The following is a 17,454-nucleotide window of genomic DNA, read 5'->3' as shown; positions in this document are numbered from 1 at the left end:
CAGATTGGCTTATACCCGAATGGCGGAGTGCGATAGATCACAAACCGATCAAATCGCATATCTCCTGACGTGTTGTACCCTTCTCGCGTAAAGAGCGAAGAGATGTATCCTTGCGGCTTTTCGAAAGCTTGGCGCCATCCTCATCCAGAATGAGTTGATGATGATGATAGAGCGGCGGCTCTATGCCGAAGAGATGTTGCAGAAGGCGATGGACGCTGGTGGCATGATACAAATCCTTGCCGCGAACCACATGAGTGATGCCCTGCAAGGCATCGTCAATGACGACAGACAGATGATAGCTTGTCGGCATGTCGCGCCGTGCAATGATGATATCGCCCCAGTCTTGCGGACGAGCATCTACATTTTTTCCAGACCCGAACTCATGCCAGACCAGCGGCTTTCCGACCATCTCAAGTGCGCGATCCATATTCAACCGCCAGGCAAAAGGCTCTCCGGCACTTATGCGCGTCTGCTGTTCGCGTTTTGAAAGTTTCCGCTCGGTTTCCGGATAGAGTGGCGCGCCATCCGGATCGTATGGCCAATCGGCAACGTTCGAACGTTCTATCTCGTGCCTGATGCCATTACGGCTGAGGAAGGCCGGATAAATCAGTTCCATTTCGATAAGCCGGTTCAGCGCTTCCTGATAGATGGGGAAATGTTCTGACTGACGGCGAACGGGCTGCTCCCAAGACAAAGCAATCCATTCGAGGTCTTCCAGCATGGAGTTTTCGAGATCAGGTGTGCAGCGTTCGCGGTCGATATCCTCCATGCGAAGCAACATCTTGCCATCCGTCTCATGGACCATTTTCTGGTTGAGCAAAGCAGAATAGGCATGGCCGAGATGGAGAGAGCCATTGGGACTGGGAGCAAATCGGAAAACCGGAATTGTCATGAGTGATTGGTGACATTCTTGGCGTTGGTCGCACACATTGATACGGTGTTTGCCACATCATGCAAGACTTGAGGGCCAGCAGCACATGCGCAGGATAGATACACTCGACGATATTGCCGAAGGTTTGGCAGATTTGTTGCGGGTTCATCCGGAACTGGCGGGAATCGCAGAGAGGGCAGGACCGTTACCTCTGCGGCGATCAACGCCGGGCTTTGAAAGTTTGGCTTCAGTCATTGTTTCGCAACAAGTTTCGAAGGCAAGTGCCGATTCGATCTGGAAGCGCCTGATAGATGTCATCGACCCGCTGACGCCGGAAACCTATCTGGCAGGAGGCGAAGATGCGTGGCGCATCGCCGGACTTTCACGCGCCAAACAGGCGACACTGGCGCGGATAAGTGAGTCCATCATTGCAAAAGAACTGGACCTTTACGATCTTTGCGACCGGCCTATTGAGGAGGCTATGCAGGTGATGACCAGCGTCAAGGGCATAGGTCCATGGACAGCTGAGGTCTATCTGCTTTTTTCCGCAGGTCATGCCGATGTCTTTCCGGCGGGAGACGTCGCCCTCCAGCATGCTTATGCCCATGCTTACGGCGAATCAGTACGGCCTGATTCGAAGGCATTGAAGGTTTTTGCAGAGCGCTGGTCGCCTTGGCGTGGGGTGGCTGCCAGACTTTTCTGGGCCTACTATGCTGCAACGCGTGGCCGCGATGCTACACCCGTACCATGAAGTTGAAATAGTGGTGCTTTTTCTGCTGCCGCGCAGCAATTCGCTTCACATTCCTGTCACGTCGAGCTTACAATATCGGGGCCTGATGGTTGGATTGGAGTTGATTCCTTGACAATAGCCGTCTCGCCGGACGGATTGCCGGCTCTGGTACTCAATGCGGACTATCGTCCGCTCAGTTATTATCCCTTGTCGCTTTGGTCCTGGCAGGACGCGATCAAGGCGGTTTTCCTTGACCGTGTGAATATCGTCGCTGAATACGAGCACGAAGTCTCATCGCCATCATTCGCGATGCGATTGCCAAGTGTGGTTTCGTTGAAAAGTTACATCAAACCATCGCGCAATCCGGCGTTCACGCGATTCAATGTGTTTCTTCGTGACCGCTTTGAATGCCAGTATTGTGGCTCGGAAGAAGACCTCACATTCGATCACGTAATCCCACGTTGTGCGGGTGGTGAAACGGTGTGGGAAAATGTTGTGGCTGCCTGTTCACCCTGCAATCTGCGCAAGGGCGGACTTATGCCTGATCGCGCCAAGATGTGGCCGCGGCAAAAGCCATATCCGCCGACGGTTCATGACCTGCACAATAATGGCCGCATGTTCCCGCCAAACCATCTGCACGAAAGCTGGATGGATTATCTGTACTGGGATGTCGAGCTGGAACCGTAACTCTTTCGCCTGGATACTTACCTCTCCTCGGGCTCTTGACCCGAGGATGACGGCAGGTTGGTGCTAGAAACTCAGGCTGCTTTTGCAGCGCCGCGGAAAGCAACAATCATCAGTACAAAGCTTGCAATCGCATTCCAGCCGGCAAATGACAGACCAAGAACGCGCAGAGCAGCAGTATCGCATGCTGGCGGGTGCACTGAATTCATATCGCTCAGAAGATTGCCGGCATCTGTTGTGATCGACATTGCAACTGCCGTGCAATCTGTTGGACCGGCCCAGAATTTCCACTCAACGCCCGCATGGAATATTGCAAGGCCAAGACCTGCAAGCATGAGTAGGCCACCGAGCGCCAGCAGCAAGCGTGTCAGGCCGACGGGCCATCTCAATGTGGATGAAGCGACCGCAAGAGCCATCAGAGGAATGCCTGCATAATAGGGATAGCGCTGTTCGAGGCACAGCTTACAGGGAAGATATCCGCCAATATACTGAAAGCCCAATGCCGAACCGACAGTGACAATCATAGCCAACAGCAGAAACAGGGCAGTCTTCAAATGGGGTTTGGTATTGGTCATGATAAAGACGGGTCCTCGTACGATTTTACGCGGCTACAGATGCAGATAATGAAATACGGCGTAGAGCAGAATTAAGACAACGGCCGCAGCACCGGCGATGAGGCCAAGGCGCTTTTCGATGAAATCGCGGATCGGTTCGCCATAACGGCGCAGCAGCCATGCCAGGAAGAAGAAACGGGCACCGCGTGCAAGGATTGCCGAACCAATGAACAGCCAGATATTGATCCCGGCAGCACCGGAAAGAATGGTAACAATCTTGATCGGAGGAAGGTGAGCAAGCCCCGATGTTACAAGCAGGAGCAGGATCGCGTCGGCGCTGGTGGAGCCGCGCATCGCTTCGAAGGCATCAAGTTTTCCGTACATTTCAAGGATTGGTTTCGCCAGCGTTTCATAGGCGTAGAAGCCAAGCATCCAGCCGGCTATACCACCCAGCACAGAGGCAACCGTGGCAACGAGGGCATAGCGATAAGCCCTGTCTGGACGGGCGAGCGCCATGGGCAGATAGAGAACATCGGCGGGAACCAGAAAAACCGAACTTTCAACGAAGGCGATTACCGCAAGCCATGCCTCGGCGGATTTGCGGGCGGCCAGTGACATGGTCCAATCATATAATCTGCGCAGCATTGGCGGTTCCCGTCAGGAGTAAATCTGCAAGGTCTCTTAGAGCAAACATTCGCCAAATGGAATCGGGACGATCAATTTTCACAACCTCGCTGGCAGCTATCAGTGCTTTCGCCTCTAGCTGTGGCCGACAACACGGGCAACACACGAGTGCGTTATCCGCGATAAAAGCTTTTATTGCTGTTGACCGAAGGTGCCCTCTGCATGTATTTGGCTTTGACGGTTTTGAGTTCGCTCATCATCGACGCTTTTTGGCGGCCCCTTTGGCGGAATTGGTAGACGCGCCTGACTCAAAATCAGGTTCCGCAAGGAGTGCTGGTTCGATTCCGGCAAGGGGCACCAAAGCATCTCGAATCCCTTGAAATCGGTGAATTGGTTAGTTTGGTGGGTTTTTCCGTAAGCTGAGCGCGCTTCTACTCGTCTCTCGACGACGGGGCTACGATCATATTTTCAGGCATCGGATACATGCCGGCTAGAACGAAAGACGCATTGCTTTTGGCAACATGTCAAATAATGTTCGGCGGCTGGGAGTTCCGGCTGGGAGGCCCGTTTTGCGTAGACAATCCACCATAGCATTTGATTATGCGGCAACAGCAACCAGAAGTGCCGAGGGGGTATTGCTTATTGCGGGGGTGGTATTCGTAGCGGCTCTGTTCGGAATCTACACTCGCCCGATGGGCCTGCTTGCATCGTTCTGGCCAGCCAATCCGATATTGCTCGGGCTAATGATCAGAAAGCCCAGGCTTTCCACGCCTGCGGGTTGGACCAGCGCATGCCTTGCTTATCTGGCAGCTGATATCATCACAGGTGCAAATATCTGGACGACCCTATGGTTAACCGGAGCGAATATTGCGGGAGTTGCCTCCGGGTTTTTGCTCTTCCAGCAACTACCGAAAGGCGATCGGCGTTTGCGGCGGCCGCTGTCGATCATCTACCTGTTCGGTATCTGCGTCATTGCTACTCTTTGCTCAGCTACCGTTGGCAGCAGCGTGACCAAGATACTCTATGATCGCGAATTGTTGACGGGTTTTGCCTTCTGGTTCACCGGAGATCTTGTAAACCTGATCATCGTCCTACCGGTCGCACTTACAATTCCTTCGTTGGGGAGACTTCAAACGGCAATTGCAGGTGTTGTGCAGAAACCCTCATTCAACGACTGGCTGCCTGCCATCGCATTTGTCCTGTCGCTTGCAGGAAGTGGACTCGTCGGCGGCGTGGGTGCCTTTGCATATGCTGTTCCTGCACTATTGTGGTGCGCTGTCCGATATGAACTCTTCTATGTGGCGTGCTGTTCATTCCTGTACTGTGCAGTGCAAACCGTGCTTGTGACGTCTGGCCTCTATTCTTCGTTCGTAGAAGGAGACGCGCTAAACTCGATAATGTCCATTCGATTGGCAATCGTACTGATCGCGCTCGGTCCACTGTCCGTTGCAAGTATCAATGCGGCCCGAAGCGAGCTTATCTCCAAGCTTGAACGTGCAGTGCGCTATGATTTTCTCACAAACTCCCTTTCACGTCGTGAGTTCATAGAACAGGCAACAGCGATGCTGGCCAAAAGGTCGATCAATGGCGAGGGCACAGCGATAGCTCTGATAGATATCGATCATTTCAAATCTATCAATGACCGGTATGGCCACAGCGCTGGTGATCGGGTGCTTGTTGCGTTCGCATCCCGGCTGTCAGGCATTTTGGGAGAATCCGATCTTATGGGAAGGCTCGGGGGCGAGGAGTTTGGTCTGGTGCTCTCGGTACCCGATAATACGCAAGCGACAATCATGGCAGACAAAATCCGTAAGACTGTCGAAGAGCTGCGCGTCGGCCATCCGGACGGGAATCAGATTACTGTCACTGTCAGTGGCGGTCTGGTGTTCACCCGCAGCCCAAACCCTCTCAACGTAAATGTCCTGCTTACAAAAGCCGACACGCTGCTCTATGAAGCGAAGAACAGCGGACGTAACCAGATCATCAGCTCTGATACGTGAAAGCGATGCCCGCTATCAGGCACGCTCCGCCCATATTTTGGCCAACTCCACGAGCGTCTTTACAGCGCGTTCCATATCCTGCCTGCTAACCCATTCCAGGGGCGAGTGAAACGCATGACCGCCAGCAAAAAGATTGGCGCAAGGCAACCCCATAAAGGATAGTCTGGAACCGTCCGTCCCGCCCCTTATGCTGCCGCGCACAGGTTCCATCCCCGCCCGCCTGATTGCTTCAACAGCGTTGTCGACGATCTCCGGATTGCGGTCGAGGATCGCCTTCATGTTTCGATATTGTTCCTGGACAATAAATTTGTAGGATGAGCCGGGAAAATCAGCGATGACTTTCTTGACCAGCTCTTCCAACAGGGCCTCTTTTACCGCCAGTCCCTCATCGGTAAAGTCGCGAATAATAAAGCCGAGCGTTGCCTTTTCCATTGCTCCGGTGACACCGACCGGATGGATGAAGCCTTCACGTCCCTCAGTTGTTTCGGGAGCGGTATCCTTGGGCAAAGCCGCAATAATTCCACCTGCAATCTTGATGGCATTTTCCATCCTGTCCTTGGCAAAACCCGGATGGATTGCGACACCTTGAATGGTGATCTCTACACCATCTGCCGAGAACGTTTCGTCTTCTATGTGTCCGGCGGTTTCGCCGTCGACAGTGTAGGCGAAATGTGCACCCAGCTTTTCAAGATCGACCTTGTTTGCGCCGCGCCCGACTTCCTCATCGGGTGTAAAAAGCAGGCGAATGGTACCGTGTTTGATATCGGGATTATCCATGAGGATTTGCGCTGCTGTCATGATTTCGGCAAGACCGGCCTTGTCGTCCGCACCGAGCAGCGTTGTTCCATCCGTAGTGATGATGTCATTGCCAATCTGGTTGAGGAGGACAGGGTGATCCTTGACGCGAATGACTTGCTGCGTATCTCCGGTCAGTTGAATGTCGCCGCCGCGATAGTTCAGCACGTGCTGTGGTTTTACATTCGTACCTGTGAAATCAGGGGCTGTGTCCATGTGCGAACAAAAGCAAATGACCGGTACATCCTTTTCAACATTGGACGGGATGGTCGCATAAACGTAGCCATGCTCATCCAGATGTGCATCAGTCAGACCGATTTCCTGAAGCTCGGTGACAAGGACACGTCCAAGGTTAAGCTGTTTTTGTGTTGTGGGCTGTGTGGATGAACTCGCATCGGACTGGGTGTCGATTACAACGTAGCGAAGAAAGCGGTCGGTAACTGTATCGGTCATATTCCTCATCCAATTTTCATCAATGATTGGTCTGTTTAACGCCTGTCTTGCCCGGAGTGAAATGCTTTCGACCCGTGGCGTGTTTTTAGCGGCGCCGCCGGTTGCAAGACTGCCGATTCTACGCGAGAGATACTATCTGAAGATGGGTGAGGGGGTAGGATGAGTATTATAACACTGGAGCAGTTTGCCGGCTGTGTAGGTGAAGCTTTTGCCATCGAGATGAATGGCAGCTCTATTGTCTTTACGCTGACCGAGGCAAGGCCGCTGCCCGAAACCGGCTTTGCCGGCGTGCGAAGGGTGCCATTCTCCCTGTTGTTCAAAAGTGGCTCGCAAGTCGTGTTGCCTCAGAAAATATACCGGCTAAATAACGTAGCGCTTGGCCTCCTGGATATATTTCTCGTGCCTGTCGCCAGAGACAAGGACGGTATTGTCTATCAGGCAGTATTCAACTGATGGACGCAGGCCACTTCATGCCAATGTGGGTATCGGTGCCATCCGTGAAGGCAAATCCCAGCTTTCTATAGAGAGAGTGGGCGCGAACATTCGCCCGTTCAACATGTAAAATCACGGAACAATCCTCACGGGCGGCAACCACATTCTGTATCTCTTGAAGCAGGGTCCGCCCGAGCCCCTGCTGGCGCCATTCAGGCAGAAAACCGATATCGATGATGTGCCAACGGCTACCGCTTGTATCGATATAGAGGCGGCCGACAGACTGGCCATTCCGCTCGACTATCAGGAAGTCCGCTTTCGGAAAAACCGCCAAATAATAGCGGTGCTGCATATCAAACTGCTGGTTGAGAAATGCATGTTCCTGTTCTGCCGACCATTGCAAAACCGACAAATCTTCAAGGCGAAAAGAGCGGTACAGCTCGCGCAGGAACGGCAGGTCGCGACTCGTCGCAAAACGCAATGACTCAAAGGCTGCAACGGGTACGCAGCTATCGGTCCGTACAGGAAATACCGGAAGCCGGTCTTCCATCATCCGAAAGACGGAAACACACCTTGAAGGGCAATGCTATGGTTCAGTGCCAAAAAAGGCTGCCTGTTTTCATGAGGCTGGCTGTTTCCGGAGGGCAGTATCATAGTGGGAGAGAACGCGGTGTTGGGTGGACTGGCCGGTACATAGGGACTGCTCAGCCTTGGGGGTGATAGAGAATTGCCAGCGCTGGGCGAGGAGGCACGCTTATTCAGATCAGTTTGATTATAGACCGTAAAAGGGTGTGTATGGGCAGGCATCTCGTTGGTGGTCAGCGTCACACTGTTCTCACCAAAGGTTTCCCCAATCGTTCGAGGTGATAATCCTGCACCCGCACCTTGCTGGCAACCAGCACGATTGGTGAAATTTGGCAGCTGGAATGTGCTTTGGCCATTGCCGCCATATTGCGTGCCAAGCAACGAAAACAAGGCGGTGTTCTGCTGAATCGCAAGTGTTGCACCGTTACAGAAAGCCCAGCCTCTTGGAGGAAAGTTAAAACCGAACAATTGGATTTCACCGATGAAAGGTTCTGTCATTGTCGTGTCTTTCATGTTTCGGGCTATTCTGGCCCGGCCTGTGGCAAATCTCTTGTGGTGTGCGGCTTACGATTGTTGCGGGAATATGCCTGCCCAGGCGATGCAAAATTGCGCCGTCAGGGTGGGCATCGTGTTATCGTGGCCTGTGTTTCCGCCAGTACTTTGCGTAGAGGCGGGGGATGTCGTTGCTGCGCCTGCGCCGGTAATATCCGTGGCATACATTGTATCGCCATTGAGAGCGCCAAGCTCTACAGATGTTCCAACCGAGGTGTTGGCTGCCAAGCCTGTAGTTGCAAGCATTGTATGATTGTGAGCAGGCATCTGAGTTGACAAAAGCGTGACATTTTCGCTGCCACTCGACTGTCCGGGTACGTATGTGGACAGACCTGGACCTCTGCCCCAATGCATCGGCACACGACCGGTCAGATTCGGTACTGCAAACGTGACCTGCCCATCGCCGCCATATGTGGTTCCAATAAGCATGAACAGCACCTCATACTCCGCGATGGATTTGAGGGAGCCGTCGCAGGCAAACCAGCCATTGGGCACCCGGGAAAAACCGAACATCCGAATCTCTCCGACATAAGGGGTGCTCATTTATGGTCCTCCATCCACATCTCAAATGTTTGAACGTTAATTGCGCGAGGGGAAAATTCCCGCCAGAGCAATGCTGTAACTGATGACCTGATAGGGCTGAATATTATTATGAGGCTGACCATTGCCCGCGGGCATCAATGTAGACGCTGATAATGGAACCTGTGGACCACTTGAGGGTCCGTATATAGCTGCGCTGTTTGTTCCATATAGCGCATTGCTCGGACTGCGCTGATTGCCAACGGTTGTCGTGCCCATGGCTATGTGGGTGTGTTGTGGTAGTTGCTGAGGAAGCAATGTCGTTGTTTCTGCGCCTCCCGTTTCGCCTAGAGCGTAGGGGCTCGGCGACCAGCTCGAATCTACCGACTGTCCGAATCCGGCAGGTGTACGGCTTTGGAGATTTGGCAGCGCGAATGTCGTCTGGCCATTACCACCGTAAGTTGTTCCCAGAAGCGAGAACAAGGCCTGGTTCTGGGCGATCGCCAAAATCTGCCCATTGCATAAAGCAAAGGTCTTTGGCGCAAATGCGAATCCCGTAAGCATTATCTGGCCTAAAAAGACTTCAGTCATTGCCCCACCCCTGTTGCCTTGATTTGTTCGCAATACTCGCTCAATAATTGCAGGTAATGCAAGCGTAATTTTGTATTTCTATTATAATCTATGTTTAAAAGTTAAATAATCATTCACATAAATTTCATATATATTTTAGTATTTTTGATTTTTGTTTGTAAAATACAGTAATGTTTTAGATTAATTTTGTATTATTGTTTATTATGTTTTAGTTTATTGCAAATATATGTATAGTATGTAATTTTCTATATAGTTTTTGTTTGTTGATTCGTGTTAAGTAATTTTTTTGAAAAGTAAAATTATTATTATTTAGCGTAGCATTATTATTTTAACGCTGCAAAGTCATGTTCCCTATTTAGCCTTTTGATACCCTTGTCTTTATGTGAGGGGGATATTTGTCGTAATTTGTATTGCGGTATTTTCTGTTTCTGTAGAAAATAAATCTAAAAATGGGGAAAGCTAATGTCTGCTGATGCTGAATGCAGCCCGATAATCGTTTGTGGGTGCCAGAGAAGCGGTACGACGGCCATCGTTCGGATTTTGAACGATAATGGGATGATGATCTCCAACGAATGGGCATTATTCGCCTGGCCGGCATGGCAGGAGCAGTTTTCATTGGCTCAATGGCTTGAGAACAAACGCGATGTGGTGCAGCGGAACCTTTGGCTGCAATATTGGCACTACGAACTTGAACTCACGGGTTTCGAAGCCGAACAAGGTTTTACCACAGCCTTGCACTCGGTCTACGGCAAGCGCGAAGCATGGCGGTGGGGAGACAAGTGGTCCGACTATGTTTTCCATATAGATACTGTCAAGGCGCATTTTCCCGATGCCAGGATCATCTACATTTACCGCGATGGGCGTGATGTCGTTGCGAGCATGCTACGTAAAACCATCGAAAAGCATAGCGGTACAGGGTTCAAACGATGGGTGAACTCAATTGAAGCCTGGCTTTCATGGAAGGATCGGGTTGATCACCTTGCAATAAGACAAGAGGACTTGCTGCAATATCCGGAAAGGGTTGCCGCAAACATTGCTGACTACTGTGGTTTTACCTTGGAGAGTGCCGGGCACGCTGCCTATGTGCTGTTGGGCGCTGATGCTGAAACAGCCGAAGACCATGTATCTGAAAACCCCTTCAAGCACACCGGGGCATATCACGACCGATTGTCGGATGCCGATGTTCCAGCCGATGCCATGCGCCATTTGATTAATCTGGGCTATGCGCGGCCATAAGCGGCGGTACTCAAAATCTGGACCTAGCTCCGGCCGGTTAGTTCACGCAGGCGTTCGCGCACAAGGCGTGCGATATTCTGGGTGCGCCGATAAAGATGGATCTGAGAAGCGGCCTGCCGGGTAGCGCGATCTGCTTTCGGCGTAAGTCCGATAACCAATGTTCCAACTTTTTCTCTCTCTTGAAACAGGCGGGACGCAACAGGATGGTCCGGTACGGCGCAAGAGTCGGTTCGTTGGATATTCGGGTCATCCAGATGATTTTTCAGTACTTCGATCATCAACAAGACGCCGGGTGAAAAACCTGCGAGGCTTTCATCGTAGGCAGTTTTCCAAGTCCAAGCGTCGCCTGCCTCGACAAATACGATGAGTACGGCAATGACTTTGCCGTCCAGCTCCAGCGTATGTATGCGCGCCAGATCACGTCCAGCCAGATTGTTGACCGCTTCACGGGCAAAAGCAGCCCGGAAACGATCCACAGCCATGGCCGAGCCGCGCTGTCCTTTCCAGCCACTTGCCTCAAGTGCCAGAAAATCCTCCAGCTTGCGGCGGATATCTTCCTCACTGCGGCTGACCACATAAGTCAGCGAGCCTTTCTCTGACAGGCGCCGCCAGAGCCGGCGATATTCCTTGGCATGGCGCGTGCCAATGGCTTCCCGCAGATATTCGTCGCCCTCTTTGGCGCTCTCAATTGAGGGTCGCTCGACCTGGTGGGTCGTTACCAAGGGAAGATTCCGGTCCATTGCTATTGAACGAATAAGCTGCGCTACCGGGCGATCCAGCAGCATATCTGGAAATACAAGGATTTCCGGTAGCTTCAGATGTTTGCGGCCGAGCATGTCGAACAGATCATTCAGAACCCCGACCGGATCATCACGATCAATCAAAGGTGTTCCTTGTGGCCCGAAGGGTGTCGCCCAAGCGCGAAGAATCGAACCGGAGAACGCAAAGCCTGGACGCTCAATCGTATAAGGCATCAGAAAGCGTAAGCGGCTTTTGATATCATTTTCGTCGCGCATAACCATGAACCGGACCTGCCTGTCGTCTAGGCGTGGCATGGCGGGTGCGAGAAAGCGTGGATTGAAAAAGACGTTTGGTTCAATTGTCCGGTAGGTGAGATATTCGAGTTCATCAAGCAGTTCGAAACCGGCAGAGGCGGAATAGATGGAAAGCTTGCGTGGGATAGCTCGGGTGCCGAGTGTTTCTTCGAGCTGCTTTGTTGCATCGCGCGATGAATCCATTCCCGACAGCTGCGCAATAATTTGCGCGGAAGGACCACCGGCCAGTTCTTCGAGGAGCGGGATTGCTGCCATCAGATTTCTTCCTTGGCAGGTTTCTCAGTCACCCTGCCGGCAAAAACGAACATCGTAATGTTCAAGCGGTTGTAAACAGTCAGCGTCAAAGTCACCGCTTCAAAGATCATCGAAAAAGCAGTCGCGCATGCAGCTCCGGTCAAACCATAGGCCGGGATGAGCACAATGCTGAGACAGATATTAACAATCAGTGTGACAGCATAGACCGCAGCGCATATTTTTTGCTTGCCAGCCATGTTCAGCAAGCTCTCCGCCGGGCCCACAGAAGCCCGGGCAACGACACCGATCACCATGATGAAGAGGAGAGGATACCCCTCAGTGAATTCGGTTCCGAACAGATAGAGGAGCGGCTTACCCAACAACAACAAGACCAGCGCCATTGCCAGCGACGGCCAGAACGTCCAACGCGCCGTATCTCTGGCAAACAAGGCAAGTTGATTGTGATCGGTTGTATGCATGAGTTCAGAATAACGTTGGGCAGCGCCTGCTTTCACCGAGAAATAGACGAAATGTACCAGCGCCAGAAGCTTTACAGTCGCAAAATAAGTGGCAACCTTGTCGGGTTCCATGAACCGGCCAACCATAAGCACATCAGCATTTGTGAGGAGAAAGAAAAAACCTTCCACCAGAAAGATTGGTAGTGAAACCGCAAACCATTCGCCAAAACGGATGGATTTTTTCCCCGGTGCGACAACGGCGTTGAAACGACTGCAAACCACCGCCAGCTGAACCAGTGTCGTGGCATAGGTGGCGATGATCGAGCAGATTACTGCAATGATGGCAGTAGGCGGAAAGCCAGCCGCGTGGGCGATACTCATGACGACAAGAGTCAGGATTGGCCTGATGATATAGGTGGGAGTGAGAGCTATCATAACCCAGGAACGCGAGCGCGCTGTACCATCGAGCGTGTCGCCCAGCGCAATCATCGGCAGGCAGATGAAACCCAGCAAGAAGGGCGTAACATAATAAGGTTCGAGCACCTCACGGAAATGATAAACGCCAGCGGCGCTTGCAAGGGCCAGAAATGTGGTCAGGGAAACCGCAAACAGCTTGCTGGTAAACAGGATGCCGCGAAGGCGTTCCAACTGCTGGCGCTCAAGATATTCGGGCACATAACGAATAATGCTGGTCTGGAAACCGAGGCAGGAGAGATTGCCGAGGATTACGACCGTCACCCATACGAGAACAAAAATTCCGTATTCGAACTGTCCCATCCAGCGGGCGAATATAACTTGCGAGAGAAGCGCTATGGCAGCGCTTATGATGCGAATACCGAAAGCGATCAGTGACACGCGCTGTGCAACGGCGTGCTGATTGCTTCCGTCAAGCAACGCGTCCAGCCGAAGTAGCAAGGGACGAATTGGACGGATCAGGTTCTCCGGTAGAAACCGGTCTGCAGTTTTTACCGCAGAAATTCGCAAGGGGCAGCTCCACTTATGGCCAATGAGGGAGCTTTAATCAGTAAACCTTTAGAAACGGTTCGAAAAGTCGATGAGAATACTCAATAAATAAAGGCCGCGTCGAACGCGGCCCTTATGGTGTTAGACGAAAGCGCCGTGACAATGTTTGTATTTCTTGCCCGAACCGCACGGACAGGCCTCATTGCGGCCAATCTTGCCCCAGGTCTGAGGGTTATTGGGATCGCGATCTTCCGGGTTTACTACGCGCAAATCCTCCTGGACCGCCAGCATGCTGCCTTCGCCAAAATCATCTTCGCCCGTGGTGCCATCGATGTGATGACCTTCCATTGGCGGCAGTTCCGGCTCCTGTGAAGCTGCGGCATCACGCACCAGCTCAACACGCATCAACTGCGATGTCACGTTCTGGCGCAGGTTGACCAGCATTGTCTGGAACAGCTCAAAACCTTCAGTCTTGTATTCGTTGAGTGGGTCGCGTTGAGCATAGCCGCGGAAACCGACGACCGAACGCAAATGGTCGAGATTGACCAAATGCTCACGCCACAGAGCATCAAGGCTTTGCAGAATGACCGATTTCTCGACATAGGCCATGATTTCCGGACCGAAGCGCTCGGCACGATCAGCAGCTGCTTTCTCGACTGCTTCAAACAGGCGCTCGCGAACATCGTCTGACGTTATGCCGTCCTCAAGCGCCCAATCCGTTACCGGAAGGTCGAGGTTGAGAATTGTCCGCACATCTTCATCGAGTTGCTTGATATTCCACTGTTCGGCATAGGCGCCTTCAGGTGTATGGCGATTGGTCAGATCCTCGACGACATCCTCGCGCATTTCCTTGGTCATTTGACTAAGATCGGAACCATCCATGATTTCGATGCGCTGCTCGAAGATCACCTTGCGCTGATCGTTCATCACGTCATCATATTTCAGAAGATTCTTGCGGATATCGAAGTTGCGCGCTTCCACCTTCTTTTGCGCTTTTTCAAGCGCCTTGTTGATCCAGGGATGGACGATGGCTTCGTCTTCCTTGAGGCCAAGCCTTTGAAGCATGCCATCCATGCGCTCGGAGCCGAAAATACGCATCAGATCGTCCTGCAGGGACAGGAAGAATTTTGAGCGGCCCGGGTCACCCTGACGACCGGAACGACCACGCAGCTGGTTGTCGATACGACGGCTTTCATGGCGTTCCGTTGCCAGAACGTAGAGGCCGCCAGCAGCCAGCGCCTTTTCCTTGAGGACGGCGATATCGGCGCGAATTGCGTCTTCCTTGGCCTTGCGTTCTTCGCCGGCAGGCATGTCGTCGAGTTCACGCGCAATGCGCATTTCGAGGTTGCCGCCAAGCTGAATGTCGGTACCGCGACCAGCCATGTTGGTAGCGATCGTGATAGCGCCGGGTACGCCAGCCTGTGCCACGATATAGGCTTCCTGCTCGTGATAGCGGGCATTCAGAACCTGGAAGTCCTTGAAACCTTCCTTGCGAAGACGCTCGGCCAGTTGCTCGGATTTTTCAATGGATGTGGTGCCGACGAGGACTGGCTGGCCTTTCGACGCAGATTCGCGAATATCCCGAACAATGGCTTTGTATTTTTCTTCGACAGTCCGGTAAACCTCGTCATCCTCGTCCAAGCGTTTTACGGGATTGTTTGTCGGAATTTCAGTAACTTCGAGGCCGTAAATATTGCCGAATTCTTCTGCTTCCGTTGACGCTGTACCGGTCATGCCGGCCAGTTTCTTGTACATACGGAAATAGTTCTGGAATGTGATGGAAGCCAGCGTCTGATTTTCCGGCTGGATTGTCACATGCTCCTTGGCTTCAAGCGCCTGATGCAGGCCTTCCGAGAAGCGGCGACCCGGCATCATACGGCCAGTGAATTCATCGATGATAACGATCTCGTCGTTGCGAACGATGTAATCCTTGTCCTTCTGGAACAGCTTATGAGCACGCAACGCGTTGTTGACATGGTGAACAACTGCAACGTTCTCGATGTCGTAGAGACCTTCACCCTTCAGGTGCCCGGCTTCGCGAAGCAGGTTTTCCAGCTTCTCAGTGCCGTCTTCCGTAAAGATCGCTGTTTTCTGCTTCTCATCGATCTCATAATCTTCCGGCAGTAGCGGCAGGATGAAAGTGTCGATGAGGTTGTAGAAATCCGAACGATCATCCAATGGGCCGGAAATGATCAGCGGTGTACGTGCTTCATCGACAAGGATCGAATCCACCTCATCGACAATGGCGTAGTTATGCGGACGCTGAACCATCTGCGCGCGCTCATACTTCATATTATCCCGCAGATAATCGAAGCCGAGTTCGTTATTTGTCGCGTAGGTAATGTCGGCATTATAGGCCTTGGCGCGCTCTTCATCGTCGAGTCCGTGGACGATGATACCGTAGCTGAGACCAAGGAAATTATAAATCTGACCCATCCAATGGGCGTCGCGGCTGGCAAGATAGTCGTTGACCGTAACGACATGAACGCCTTTGCCTTCGAGAGCATTCAGATAGACCGGCAAGGTAGCAACAAGCGTCTTGCCTTCACCAGTGCGCATTTCTGAAATGCCACCATTGTGCAGGACCATGCCGCCGATAAGCTGGACATCGAATGGGCGCATGCCAAGAACGCGCTTGGCGGCCTCTCGAGCAACAGCAAATGCGGGCACAAGCAGGTCGTCCAGCTTGGTGCCGTTTGCCAGCTGCGCTCGGAATTCCGCAGTCTTGCCCTGGAGTTGTTCGTCCGTAAGGGCCGAAATTTCTGGTTCAAGCGCATTGATCTCATCAACGCGAGGCTTGAATCCTTTTACGCGACGCTCGTTTGAAGAGCCAAAAAGCTTGCGAGCCAAGCCGCCGAAACTGACCATCCCTGGTCCTCTCTTTAAATACGTTCTGCCGGTTTGTACCGGCATTTGAAGCGTCCGATGTCCGGAACTACAAATCTGCCATATATCTCGACTATCAAGTCAAAGGTATAAGAGCATCTTCTGCCAAGCTATCTGGACGCAAAGCCGTTGGACAGATAAGAGGGGCCTTGAATGATGTCAATGTTGAAGCGTTGCTTCGCGATGGCCAAATTCTGCCATATTCATAGCCCGTACCGGTCCTCCCAAGGAGAAAATTGAACATGAACCTATTGCGTAAGACGATTTCATTGATGACTGTTGCCACGTTTTTAGCGGGCGTTTCCACTGTGGCTATGGTCCAGAACAGCGCTATGGCGCAGGACGCAACACCCGCGCCAGCGGCTGACGCCGCGAAACCTGCCGCACCGCAGGATCCAAAGAAGGTTCTGGCAACAATTGGTGGTAACGATATTACAGTTGCCGATGTTGACCAGATTTCTGCTGATCTCGATCCGCAATTTGCACGCCTTCCCGATGATCAGCGTCGTTTGGCCGCTCTGGCCGCCATCATCGACATCAAGTCGCTTGCTGCCAAGGCGGAAGCCGAAAAGCTCGACCAGACGCCGGAATTCAAGGCACGCGTTGCCTTCCTGAAAGACCGCGCACTTCATAATGATTATTTCAAGCAGCAGGTTGTCGACAAGATCACAGATGCCGATGTCCGCGCGCGTTACGACAAGGAAATGGCGGCAATGCCTCCGCAGAACGAAGTTCGTGCGCGTCATATTCTGGTTAAGACCAAGGAAGAAGCCGAAGCAATCATCAAGCAGCTTGATGGTGGTGCTTCTTTCGAGGACGTAGCCAAAGAGAAATCAACGGATGGTTCGGCTGCTCAAGGCGGCGATCTCGGTTATTTCGGCGCGGGACAGATGGTTCCTGAGTTCGAAAAGGCAGCAAACGAACTGGAAATCGGCAAATACACCAAGGTGCCGGTTCAGACGCAGTTTGGCTTCCATGTCATCAAGCTCGAAGACAAGCGTGTGCAGCAGCCGCCAGCGTTTGAGCAGGTGAAGGAACAGGTAAAGTCGATCCTTATCCGCGAGCGCTACATGGAACTCGTCAAGAAAGACCGCGGCGACCTGAAGGTCACCTTCAAAGATCCGGAAACAGAAAAAGCGATTAAAGCTGCTACCGAAGGCCAGCAGTAGTAACCGAAGGCCCGCTGATTTAAGGCGGGCCTTTGCTCTATCCGACCGTTATTTCCCATCTTT

At 52.4% G+C, this 17,454-nt stretch carries 17 protein-coding genes and 1 tRNA gene; 7 read left to right on the top strand and 11 right to left on the bottom strand.

Features of this window, described 5'->3' with window-relative positions; all coding sequences use genetic code 11:
• Positions 1-37 precede the first annotated feature (37 nt).
• On the bottom strand, positions 38-892 hold the full coding sequence (gene gluQRS / locus ABKW30_RS00200) for a tRNA glutamyl-Q(34) synthetase GluQRS (RefSeq protein WP_348596003.1): 855 nt from the start codon (positions 890-892) through the stop codon (positions 38-40).
• A gap of 85 nt (positions 893-977) precedes the next feature.
• On the opposite strand from gluQRS, the gene ABKW30_RS00195 reads away from it, so the two are divergent.
• On the top strand, positions 978-1,622 hold the full coding sequence (locus ABKW30_RS00195) for a DNA-3-methyladenine glycosylase (RefSeq protein ID WP_348596002.1): 645 nt from the start codon (positions 978-980) through the stop codon (positions 1,620-1,622).
• Positions 1,623-1,730: 108 nt separating this feature from the next.
• Positions 1,731-2,288, top strand: a complete 558-nt coding sequence (locus ABKW30_RS00190; RefSeq protein ID WP_008127884.1) for an HNH endonuclease — start codon at positions 1,731-1,733, stop codon at positions 2,286-2,288.
• A gap of 71 nt (positions 2,289-2,359) precedes the next feature.
• Here ABKW30_RS00190 and ABKW30_RS00185 read toward each other — a convergent pair whose 3' ends face one another.
• Positions 2,360-2,860, bottom strand: a complete 501-nt coding sequence (locus ABKW30_RS00185; RefSeq protein ID WP_348596001.1) for a disulfide bond formation protein B — start codon at positions 2,858-2,860, stop codon at positions 2,360-2,362.
• A gap of 33 nt (positions 2,861-2,893) precedes the next feature.
• Positions 2,894-3,484 (bottom strand): YqaA family protein, encoded by a 591-nt coding sequence (locus ABKW30_RS00180; protein ID WP_348596000.1) that lies wholly within the window; start codon positions 3,482-3,484, stop codon positions 2,894-2,896.
• A gap of 254 nt (positions 3,485-3,738) precedes the next feature.
• Here ABKW30_RS00180 and ABKW30_RS00175 point away from each other — a divergent pair.
• Positions 3,739-3,823, top strand: a tRNA-Leu gene (locus ABKW30_RS00175).
• Between the two features lie 209 nt (positions 3,824-4,032).
• A complete protein-coding gene (locus tag ABKW30_RS00170) occupies positions 4,033-5,463 on the top strand; it encodes a diguanylate cyclase (RefSeq protein WP_348595999.1) in 1,431 nt (476 codons plus the stop codon).
• Positions 5,464-5,478: 15 nt separating this feature from the next.
• Here ABKW30_RS00170 and pepT read toward each other — a convergent pair whose 3' ends face one another.
• Complete coding sequence (gene pepT, locus ABKW30_RS00165) at positions 5,479-6,711, bottom strand: peptidase T (RefSeq protein WP_348595998.1); 1,233 nt, start codon at positions 6,709-6,711, stop codon at positions 5,479-5,481.
• A gap of 159 nt (positions 6,712-6,870) precedes the next feature.
• Between pepT and ABKW30_RS00160 the strand changes: the two genes are divergently transcribed.
• A complete protein-coding gene (locus ABKW30_RS00160; protein ID WP_348595997.1) occupies positions 6,871-7,164 on the top strand; it encodes a hypothetical protein in 294 nt (97 codons plus the stop codon).
• On the opposite strand, the gene ABKW30_RS00155 is transcribed toward ABKW30_RS00160, so the two are convergent.
• Genes ABKW30_RS00155 through ABKW30_RS00140 form a run of 4 tightly spaced genes read right to left on the bottom strand, consistent with a single transcriptional unit; the run spans position 7,157 to position 9,390 of the window.
• Entirely contained in the window at positions 7,157-7,696 is a 540-nt protein-coding gene (locus tag ABKW30_RS00155) for a GNAT family N-acetyltransferase (RefSeq protein WP_348595996.1), read from the bottom strand. The genes ABKW30_RS00160 and ABKW30_RS00155 overlap by 8 nt on opposite strands.
• On the bottom strand, positions 7,693-8,241 hold the full coding sequence (locus ABKW30_RS00150; RefSeq protein ID WP_348595995.1) for a tail fiber protein: 549 nt from the start codon (positions 8,239-8,241) through the stop codon (positions 7,693-7,695). The genes ABKW30_RS00155 and ABKW30_RS00150 overlap by 4 nt, the downstream gene beginning before the upstream one ends.
• Positions 8,242-8,292: 51 nt before the next feature.
• Entirely contained in the window at positions 8,293-8,823 is a 531-nt protein-coding gene (locus ABKW30_RS00145) for a tail fiber protein (protein ID WP_348595994.1), read from the bottom strand.
• Positions 8,824-8,859: 36 nt separating this feature from the next.
• Positions 8,860-9,390, bottom strand: a complete 531-nt coding sequence (locus tag ABKW30_RS00140) for a tail fiber protein (RefSeq protein ID WP_348595993.1) — start codon at positions 9,388-9,390, stop codon at positions 8,860-8,862.
• A gap of 462 nt (positions 9,391-9,852) precedes the next feature.
• On the opposite strand from ABKW30_RS00140, the gene ABKW30_RS00135 reads away from it, so the two are divergent.
• Positions 9,853-10,626 carry a sulfotransferase gene (locus ABKW30_RS00135; protein ID WP_348595992.1) on the top strand — a complete coding sequence of 258 codons (774 nt, stop codon included), beginning with the start codon at positions 9,853-9,855 and terminating at the stop codon, positions 10,624-10,626.
• A 23-nt stretch (positions 10,627-10,649) separates the two neighbouring features.
• On the opposite strand, the gene ABKW30_RS00130 is transcribed toward ABKW30_RS00135, so the two are convergent.
• From ABKW30_RS00130 to secA, 3 genes are all read right to left on the bottom strand, one after another.
• Entirely contained in the window at positions 10,650-11,936 is a 1,287-nt protein-coding gene (locus ABKW30_RS00130) for a GNAT family N-acetyltransferase (RefSeq protein ID WP_348595991.1), read from the bottom strand.
• Complete coding sequence (locus ABKW30_RS00125; RefSeq protein WP_348595990.1) at positions 11,936-13,357, bottom strand: lipopolysaccharide biosynthesis protein; 1,422 nt, start codon at positions 13,355-13,357, stop codon at positions 11,936-11,938. Before ABKW30_RS00125 ends, ABKW30_RS00130 begins: the two co-directional genes overlap by 1 nt.
• A 120-nt stretch (positions 13,358-13,477) precedes the next feature.
• Entirely contained in the window at positions 13,478-16,204 is a 2,727-nt protein-coding gene (gene secA / locus ABKW30_RS00120) for a preprotein translocase subunit SecA (protein WP_348595989.1), read from the bottom strand.
• Positions 16,205-16,464: 260 nt separating this feature from the next.
• On the opposite strand from secA, the gene ABKW30_RS00115 reads away from it, so the two are divergent.
• Positions 16,465-17,391, top strand: a complete 927-nt coding sequence (locus tag ABKW30_RS00115) for a peptidylprolyl isomerase (protein ID WP_348595988.1) — start codon at positions 16,465-16,467, stop codon at positions 17,389-17,391.
• The last annotated feature ends 63 nt before the right edge of the window (positions 17,392-17,454 follow it).

Origin of the sequence: Phyllobacterium sp. SB3 (genome assembly GCF_040009165.1) — a bacterium.
GTDB lineage: Bacteria > Pseudomonadota > Alphaproteobacteria > Rhizobiales > Rhizobiaceae > Phyllobacterium.
This window is presented reverse-complemented; position numbering and strand designations above follow the sequence as displayed.

Coding starts and splice junctions, on each gene's coding strand:
- ABKW30_RS00155 (WP_348595996.1), bottom strand. CDS start 7,696: ATGATGGAAGACCGGCTTCCGGTATTTCCTGTACGGACCGATAGCTGC.
- ABKW30_RS00135 (WP_348595992.1), top strand. CDS start 9,853: ATGTCTGCTGATGCTGAATGCAGCCCGATAATCGTTTGTGGGTGCCAG.
- ABKW30_RS00195 (WP_348596002.1), top strand. CDS start 978: ATGCGCAGGATAGATACACTCGACGATATTGCCGAAGGTTTGGCAGAT.
- ABKW30_RS00115 (WP_348595988.1), top strand. CDS start 16,465: ATGAACCTATTGCGTAAGACGATTTCATTGATGACTGTTGCCACGTTT.
- secA (WP_348595989.1), bottom strand. CDS start 16,204: ATGGTCAGTTTCGGCGGCTTGGCTCGCAAGCTTTTTGGCTCTTCAAAC.
- ABKW30_RS00150 (WP_348595995.1), bottom strand. CDS start 8,241: ATGAAAGACACGACAATGACAGAACCTTTCATCGGTGAAATCCAATTG.
- ABKW30_RS00130 (WP_348595991.1), bottom strand. CDS start 11,936: ATGGCAGCAATCCCGCTCCTCGAAGAACTGGCCGGTGGTCCTTCCGCG.
- ABKW30_RS00180 (WP_348596000.1), bottom strand. CDS start 3,484: ATGCTGCGCAGATTATATGATTGGACCATGTCACTGGCCGCCCGCAAA.
- ABKW30_RS00185 (WP_348596001.1), bottom strand. CDS start 2,860: ATGACCAATACCAAACCCCATTTGAAGACTGCCCTGTTTCTGCTGTTG.
- ABKW30_RS00140 (WP_348595993.1), bottom strand. CDS start 9,390: ATGACTGAAGTCTTTTTAGGCCAGATAATGCTTACGGGATTCGCATTT.
- ABKW30_RS00145 (WP_348595994.1), bottom strand. CDS start 8,823: ATGAGCACCCCTTATGTCGGAGAGATTCGGATGTTCGGTTTTTCCCGG.
- pepT (WP_348595998.1), bottom strand. CDS start 6,711: ATGACCGATACAGTTACCGACCGCTTTCTTCGCTACGTTGTAATCGAC.
- gluQRS (WP_348596003.1), bottom strand. CDS start 892: ATGACAATTCCGGTTTTCCGATTTGCTCCCAGTCCCAATGGCTCTCTC.
- ABKW30_RS00160 (WP_348595997.1), top strand. CDS start 6,871: ATGAGTATTATAACACTGGAGCAGTTTGCCGGCTGTGTAGGTGAAGCT.